Raw genomic sequence first — 1,437 nt, 5'->3', positions numbered from 1 at the left:
AAAAAACGAGGATTCCATTATCATTAAGTTAACGACAACTAATAGATAGGAGATCCTCGCATGAATAATTTTATCAATATTACCCTACAATTGAAAGATGAAAATATTATATTTGATACTAAAAATGTGGTTGAAGAGAAGAAATTTAATAATAGGTTATCGCTATTCTATCATGCTAAATTGGAGGTAAATCCCCAGTACTGTCCAGCCTGCGGCTGTATAAAAGAAGGACATAACATCGTTAAAAATGGGACTAAGACCTCAAGAATTACGTTAACAAAAGTTTCTGGCCTCCCTGCTTATCTAGTACTACGAAAACAACGTTACTACTGCAAAGAATGCGCGAGTTATTTTACAGCAAAATCAGATGTTGTGGGTGAAAACTGCTTCATCTCGAAGCGCGTAAAGCGCATGGTTATGGACTTAGCGACAGAATCATTGACGCTAAAACATATGGCCGAAACATGCAATATTTCTGATCATACTGTACAGCGCGTGATTGACGGCGTTGGTGACGATCTTAAACCTAGCATATTTGATCCGTTGCCTGAACATATTGCTTTTGATGAATTCAAGGGTGTGAAGAATACTGAAGGAAACATGAGCTTTATTTTTATTGATAACACTAGCTCACAGATCGTAGATATATTAAGTGATCGCAAAAAAGTACATCTACGCGATTATTTCCTTGCTTATCCATTGAAGACAAGACAACGTGTTAAAACTGTGACGATGGATATGTATACGCCATATATGGAAATTGTTCAGGAGCTTTTTCCTAATGCAAAAATTATTATTGATCGTTTCCACTTAGTACAAGCATTGAATCGAGAATTAAATAAATTACGTGTAGCCGTGATGAATGAATTTAGAAATTCCGATCATAGACTTTACAATAAATATAAAAGCTACTGGCGACTATTCTTGACACCTAGAGAAAACCTAGATACATGGCATTATCAATCCTTCAAGCTGTTTGATTGGCTCACCAATACCGGTGGTATTGTCGAATATTTATTAGATAAGAATCCGATGTTAAAAGCAACCTATAACATTGTACATAACTTGCGTGAAGCACTTCAGGAGAATGATTCTGAAGCATTTCTAACCCAGCTTGCACACACTAAGCTAGCTATAATCCCTAATGGACTTAAACGAGTATTACGCACATTTATTAAATTACAGCGCTTTATTGGTAACACCTTCAAATATAAACATCTAACGAATGGCCGTATTGAAGGTCTTAACAATAAAATTAAGGTGCTTAAACGTATTGCTTATGGATATCGGAACTTTCAAAACTTTAGAACAAGGATATTACTTACGAACAAACTATATTTAAATGGGCTCCCTATTACGCAAGCAGCCTAAGGGCTGCTTGGATATGGAGATAAATATTTATATAATGAATAATGGAAATGAATGATAAATAAAAAA

The 1,437-nt window shown here is 35.0% G+C and carries 1 protein-coding gene; it reads left to right on the top strand.

Translation table 11 applies throughout. The features are described from left to right. The first annotated feature begins 60 nt into the window (after window positions 1-60). Window positions 61-1,371, top strand: a complete 1,311-nt coding sequence (locus CJ191_RS09070) for an ISL3 family transposase (protein WP_102199573.1) — start codon at window positions 61-63, stop codon at window positions 1,369-1,371. Window positions 1,372-1,437 lie beyond the last annotated feature (66 nt).

Origin of the sequence: Aerococcus viridans (assembly GCF_002871935.1) — a bacterium.
In the GTDB taxonomy this organism is placed as follows: domain Bacteria; phylum Bacillota; class Bacilli; order Lactobacillales; family Aerococcaceae; genus Aerococcus; species Aerococcus viridans_B.
This window is presented reverse-complemented; position numbering and strand designations above follow the sequence as displayed.

Bases quoted from the DNA above. Each gene is read 5' to 3' on its own strand.
- CJ191_RS09070 (WP_102199573.1), top strand. From the start codon at position 61: ATGAATAATTTTATCAATATTACCCTACAATTGAAAGATGAAAATATT.